We start from the raw sequence: 6,073 nt of genomic DNA on the forward strand, positions 1-6,073 counted from the left end.
AAACGCGTTACGAAAGCGCTACATTCTAGCGAGAGCAAACGCCGTTGTCTTTAAGATTCAGGAGAGTGCATGGAGTTCAGTGTAAAAAGCGGTAGCCCGGAAAAACAGCGGAGCGCTTGCATCGTTGTCGGAGTCTTCGAACCGCGCCGTCTGTCACCTATCGCCGAGCAGCTGGATAAAATCAGCGACGGTTATATCAGCGCCCTGCTGCGCCGCGGCGAACTTGAGGGGAAAGTCGGTCAGACGCTGCTGCTGCATCATGTGCCCAATATACTCTCTGAGCGCATCTTGCTGATTGGCTGTGGCAAAGAGCGCGAGCTGGATGAACGTCAGTATAAGCAGGTTATCCAGAAAACCATCAATACGCTGAACGACACCGGTTCGATGGAAGCGGTCTGCTTCCTCACCGAACTGCATGTCAAAGGACGCAACACCTACTGGAAAGTGCGTCAGGCGGTTGAGACCTCAAAAGAGGCGCTTTACAACTTTGACCAGCTCAAGAGCAATAAAGTCGAGCCTCGCCGTCCGCTGCGCAAGCTGGTGTTCAACGTGCCAACGCGCCGTGAACTGACCAGCGGCGAACGCGCTATCCAGCACGGCTTAGCGGTTGCTGCGGGCGTGAAGGCGGCGAAAGACCTTGGTAATATGCCGCCAAATATCTGTAATCCCGCTTATCTTGCTTCGCAGGCGCGCCAGCTGGCCGACGCCTACAGCAAAAACATCACCACGCGCGTAATTGGCGAGCAGCAGATGAAAGAGCTGGGGATGCACGCTTACCTGGCGGTGGGCGCAGGCTCACAGAATGAATCGCTGATGTCGGTGATGGAATACAAAGGCAGCCCGGATGCTGACGCCAGACCGATCGTGCTGGTCGGTAAAGGCCTGACCTTTGACTCTGGCGGCATCTCGATCAAGCCCGCCGACAGCATGGATGAGATGAAGTACGACATGTGCGGCGCGGCATCGGTGTATGGCGTGATGCGCATGGTGGCCGAACTGGCACTGCCGCTGAACGTGGTTGGCGTGCTGGTCGGCTGTGAAAACATGCCGGATGGCCGTTCAATGCGCCCGGGCGACGTGCTGACCACCATGTCCGGTCAAACGGTTGAGGTGTTAAATACCGACGCCGAAGGCCGCCTGGTGCTGTGCGATGCGCTGACCTACGTTGAGCGCTTCGATCCTGAAGTGGTGATTGATATCGCCACGTTGACCGGCGCCTGCGTGATTGCACTGGGTCATCACGTCAGCGGACTGCTCTCCAACCACAATCCGCTGGCGCACGAGCTGATCAGCGCCTCCGAGCAGGCGGGCGATCGCGCCTGGCGTTTGCCGATGGCAGATGAGTATCAGGAGCAGCTGGAATCAAACTTTGCCGACATGGCCAATATTGGCGGCCGTCCCGGCGGCGCGATCACCGCTGCCTGCTTCCTTGCGCGCTTTGCCCGCAAATATAACTGGGCGCACCTGGATATCGCTGGCACCGCCTGGCGTTCCGGCAAAGCGAAAGGCGCCACTGGCCGTCCGGTCGCCTTGCTGTCACAATTCCTGTTAAACCGCGCCGGATTAAACGGCGACGATTAATGACCCTCAGGGCCAACCTCGTGTGGCCCTGACTTTTTTCTCCTGCCGACAGAGGGCACTGCCGTTCTGTCAAACATGAGCCAGCCGGGTAGTTAATGAAAAACGCGACCTTCTACATTCTGGACACAGAAACGGGAATCGATGGCCTGAACGCCGTCGAAACGCTGGTGTGCGATCTGGCAGAAGCGCGCTGGCGCGCGGGCAAACGTGTGCTGATCGCCTGTGCAGATGAAGCGCAGGCGATTCGTCTGGATGAAGCGCTCTGGCAGCGCCCTTCCACCGCCTTTGTGCCGCATAACCTGGCAGGCGAAGGGCCAAAATATGGCGCACCGGTTGAGCTGGCCTGGCCGCAGCGCCGCGGCAACGCGCCGCGTGACCTGCTGATCAGCCTGCTGCCGACCTTCGCAGATTTTGCTACAGCTTTCTATGAAGTGATAGACTTCGTTCCTCACGAAGAATCGCAAAAACAGCTGGCGCGCGATCGCTACAAAGCGTATCGCAGCGTGGGCTTCCACTTGAATACGGCGACGCCACCCCCGCCGCAAACGACATAGCAGACATGGAAAAGACATATAACCCGCAAGAGATCGAACAGCCGCTTTACGAGCACTGGGAAAAGCAGGGCTACTTTAAACCCAATGGTGATACCAGCCAGGAAAGCTTCTGCATCATGATCCCGCCGCCGAATGTGACCGGCAGCTTGCACATGGGTCACGCCTTCCAGCAAACCATCATGGACACAATGATCCGCTATCAGCGCATGCAGGGGAAAAATACCCTGTGGCAGGCGGGCACCGACCATGCGGGCATCGCCACGCAAATGGTGGTGGAACGTAAAATCGCCGCCGAAGAGGGCAAAACCCGCCAGGATTACGGCCGTGATGCCTTTATCGAAAAAATCTGGCAGTGGAAGGCGGAATCGGGCGGCACCATTACCCGTCAGATGCGCCGTCTGGGTAACTCGGTCGACTGGGAGCGCGAGCGCTTTACCATGGACGACGGGCTGTCCCACGCGGTAAACGAAGTGTTTGTTCGTTTGCATAAAGAGAACCTGATTTACCGTGGCAAGCGCCTGGTGAACTGGGATCCCAAGCTGCGCACGGCGATTTCTGACCTCGAAGTGGAAAACCGCGAGTCAAAAGGCTCGATGTGGCATATCCGCTATCCGCTGGCTGACGGTGCGAAAACCGCCGACGGCAAAGATTATCTGGTGGTCGCAACTACTCGTCCGGAAACGCTGCTGGGCGATACCGGCGTGGCGGTCAATCCGGAAGATCCGCGTTATAAAGATCTGATCGGTAAGTCGGTGATGCTGCCGCTGGTCAACCGCCGCATCCCGATCGTGGGCGATGAGCATGCGGACATGGAAAAAGGCACCGGCTGCGTGAAGATCACCCCGGCGCACGATTTCAACGACTACGAAGTAGGCCGTCGCCATCAATTGCCGATGATCAACATTCTGACGCTGGACGGTGATATCCGCGAAAGCGCGCAGGTGTGCGATACCAATGGCGAAGAGAGCACGGTTTACGCCGACGCGCTGCCCGCGGAATTCCAGAAGATGGAGCGTTTCGCCGCGCGTAAAGCGATTGTCGCGGCGGTGGATGCGCTGGGCCTGCTGCAGGAAGTCAAACCACACGATTTAACCGTGCCTTATGGCGATCGCGGCGGCGTGGTGATTGAACCGATGCTGACCGATCAGTGGTATGTGCGCACTGCACCGCTGGCGAAAGTCGCGGTGGAAGCGGTGGAAAACGGCGACATCCAGTTCGTGCCGAAGCAGTACGAAAACATGTACTTCTCCTGGATGCGCGATATTCAGGATTGGTGTATTTCCCGCCAGCTGTGGTGGGGCCACCGCATTCCGGCCTGGTATGACGATCAGGGCAACGTGTTTGTGGGTCGTAACGAAGCGGAAGTGCGCGCGGAAAACAACCTCGGCGCCGACATCGCGCTGCGTCAGGATGATGACGTGTTGGATACCTGGTTCTCCTCCGGGCTGTGGACTTTCTCCACGCTGGGCTGGCCAGAAAACACCGAGGCGCTGCGCACCTTCCATCCGACCAGCGTGCTGGTCAGCGGCTTCGACATCATCTTCTTCTGGATTGCACGCATGATCATGCTGACCATGCATTTCATCAAAGATGAAGACGGCAAACCGCAGGTGCCGTTCAAAACCGTCTATATGACCGGTTTGATTCGCGATGAAGAAGGCCAGAAGATGTCCAAATCCAAGGGCAACGTGATTGACCCGCTGGATATGGTGGATGGCATTTCGCTGGAGGCGCTGCTGGAAAAACGCACCGGCAACATGATGCAGCCTCAGCTGGCAGATAAAATTCGCAAGCGCACCGAAAAACAGTTCCCGAATGGCATTGAGCCAACCGGCACCGACGCTCTGCGCTTCACGCTGGCGGCGCTGGCCTCGACCGGCCGCGATATCAACTGGGATATGAAGCGTCTTGAAGGCTACCGCAACTTCTGTAACAAGCTGTGGAACGCCAGCCGTTTTGTGCTGATGAACACAGAAGATCAGGATTGCGGCATGAACGGCGGCGAAAAAGTGCTGTCGCTGGCCGATCGCTGGATTCTGGCTGAGTTCAACAATACGGTGAAAGCGTATCGCGAATCACTGGATAACTACCGTTTCGACCTCGCGGCGAACATCCTTTATGAGTTCACCTGGAACCAGTTCTGCGACTGGTATCTGGAGCTGACCAAACCGGTCATGACCAGCGGCAGCGACGCTGAACTGCGCGGCACGCGTCATACGCTGGTAACGGTACTGGAAGCTTTGCTGCGCCTCGCGCATCCCATCATTCCATTTATCACCGAGACCATCTGGCAGCGCGTGAAGGTGCTCAAAGGCATTACTGCCGATACCATCATGCTGCAGCCGATGCCGGAATATCACGCCGATCAGGTTGATAACGCCGCGCTGGCCGATACCGAATGGCTGAAGCAGGCGATCGTTGCCGTGCGTAATATCCGTGCAGAAATGAACATTTCACCGGGTAAACCGCTGGATGTGCTGCTGCGCGGTGCCAGTGCTGACGCGCAACGTCGCGTGGAAGAGAACCGCAGTTTCCTGCAGAAACTGGCGCGACTCGACAGCCTGACGCTGCTGCCAGCGGACGACAAAGGCCCGGTGTCGGTGACCAAAATCATCGACGGCGCTGAGCTGCTGATTCCGATGGCCGGCCTGGTGGATAAAGCCGCCGAGCTGGATCGCCTGGCGAAAGAGGTCAGCAAGCTTGAGGTAGAGATTGGTAAAATCGAAGCCAAGCTGGCGAACGAAGGATTTGTGTCACGCGCCCCGGAAGCGGTGGTTGCTAAAGAGCGTGAGCGCATGGCTGAGTTCGAACAGGCTAAAGCGAAAATGATCGAGCAGCAGGCGGTGATTGCCGCATTGTAATTTGCGGCATGACGCGTTAATTTTTACTGGCCGGGCAATGTGACCCGGCCTTTTTTATTTCTGCCAGTGAGCCTGCACGATGACAGCTGAACCCCTTCTCAATCTGCATTTGCGCCCGATGGTCGCCAGCGACAATCCTTCTGTTGCCCGGGTGATTCGCACCGTTTCCGCTGAATTTGGCCTGACCGCCGATAAAGGCTATACCGTCGCCGATCCCAATCTTGACCGGCTGTTTGGGCTTTACAGCGAAGCCAACAGCGCCTATTGGGTGGTGGAGATGGATGGCGAGGTTGTCGGCGGCGGCGGCATAGCGCCCCTCCTGTGCAGCGCACCCGATATTTGCGAGCTGCAAAAGATGTATTTCCTGCCGCAGCTGCGCGGTCTTGGGCTCGCACGCCGTCTGGCCCTTCAGGCGCTGGATTTCGCCCGCGACCGCGGTTTCCGCCGCTGTTACCTCGAAACCACCGCCAGCCTGACGCGCGCGATTGCCTTGTACGAGCAGCTGGGCTTTGAGCATATTACGCAGCCGCTAGGCTGCACCGGGCATGTTGATTGTGAAGTGAGGATGCTGAAGGCACTGTGAGGCGTGGCTTGCCCTGGCTTGCCCTGGCTTGCCCTGGCTTGCCCTGGCGCAGGCGGGCTTCTTAAAGGCCAGGTCAACGGCCGTTTCGTTCTGCCCTGCAGGCGGCTATTAAGGTCAAGTTCAACCTCTTTAAGGTCAACGGCCATTTCGTTCTGCCTGAAGACAGTCTGCTTAAAGGGCCAGGTCAACGGCCATTTCGTTCTGCCCTTCGGGCCGCCCGAGCAGGGGCGGCATGCGCCCCGCCCCTGCACCCCGGCTATCCGGCAAACACAACCGCCCGCTGCGCGGGTTCCCTCAGCAAAAGCATTTTCCTGACGGACCGGCCGCGATTCGCTCCTGCTCAACGCGCCCTCTCGCCGCATCCCTGCGACTCGCCCTGGAAAACGCTTTTCCCTCGGCGTTTGTGATGCCTCCTCAAGGTCAAAACCCAGGTCAAAAACCAGGTCAAAAACCAGGTCAAAAACCAGGTCAAAAACCAGGTCAAAAACCAGGTC

The 6,073-nt window shown here is 57.9% G+C and carries 4 protein-coding genes; all 4 read left to right on the top strand.

Translation table 11 applies throughout. The annotated features are described in order from the left end of the window. The first annotated feature begins 69 nt into the window (after positions 1-69). The 4 genes from pepA to ACJY2L_RS11085 all read left to right on the top strand — a co-directional run bounded on the left by pepA (position 70) and on the right by ACJY2L_RS11085 (position 5,579). Positions 70-1,581, top strand: coding sequence for a leucyl aminopeptidase (gene pepA / locus ACJY2L_RS11070; RefSeq protein WP_067427713.1), 1,512 nt, complete (start codon positions 70-72; stop codon positions 1,579-1,581). A 95-nt stretch (positions 1,582-1,676) separates the two neighbouring features. Beyond that, the gene (locus ACJY2L_RS11075) at positions 1,677-2,135 is read left to right on the top strand and encodes a DNA polymerase III subunit chi (RefSeq protein WP_067427711.1); all 459 of its coding nucleotides are present in this window, start codon (positions 1,677-1,679) and stop codon (positions 2,133-2,135) included. A gap of 5 nt (positions 2,136-2,140) precedes the next feature. Then, a complete protein-coding gene (locus ACJY2L_RS11080; protein ID WP_067427709.1) occupies positions 2,141-4,996 on the top strand; it encodes a valine--tRNA ligase in 2,856 nt (951 codons plus the stop codon). Between the two features lie 79 nt (positions 4,997-5,075). Beyond that, positions 5,076-5,579: a GNAT family N-acetyltransferase gene (locus ACJY2L_RS11085; RefSeq protein ID WP_439213698.1), complete on the top strand. Its 504-nt coding sequence runs from the start codon at positions 5,076-5,078 to the stop codon at positions 5,577-5,579. Positions 5,580-6,073 lie beyond the last annotated feature (494 nt).

Origin of the sequence: Duffyella sp. Ts4, assembly GCF_051851875.1 — a bacterium.
Lineage (GTDB): Bacteria > Pseudomonadota > Gammaproteobacteria > Enterobacterales > Enterobacteriaceae > Duffyella > Duffyella gerundensis.

What these genes read in the sequence shown, in the direction of transcription:
- ACJY2L_RS11075 (WP_067427711.1), top strand. Translation starts at nt 1,677, where the DNA reads ATGAAAAACGCGACCTTCTACATTCTGGACACAGAAACGGGAATCGAT.
- pepA (WP_067427713.1), top strand. Translation starts at nt 70, where the DNA reads ATGGAGTTCAGTGTAAAAAGCGGTAGCCCGGAAAAACAGCGGAGCGCT.
- ACJY2L_RS11085 (WP_439213698.1), top strand. Translation starts at nt 5,076, where the DNA reads ATGACAGCTGAACCCCTTCTCAATCTGCATTTGCGCCCGATGGTCGCC.
- ACJY2L_RS11080 (WP_067427709.1), top strand. Translation starts at nt 2,141, where the DNA reads ATGGAAAAGACATATAACCCGCAAGAGATCGAACAGCCGCTTTACGAG.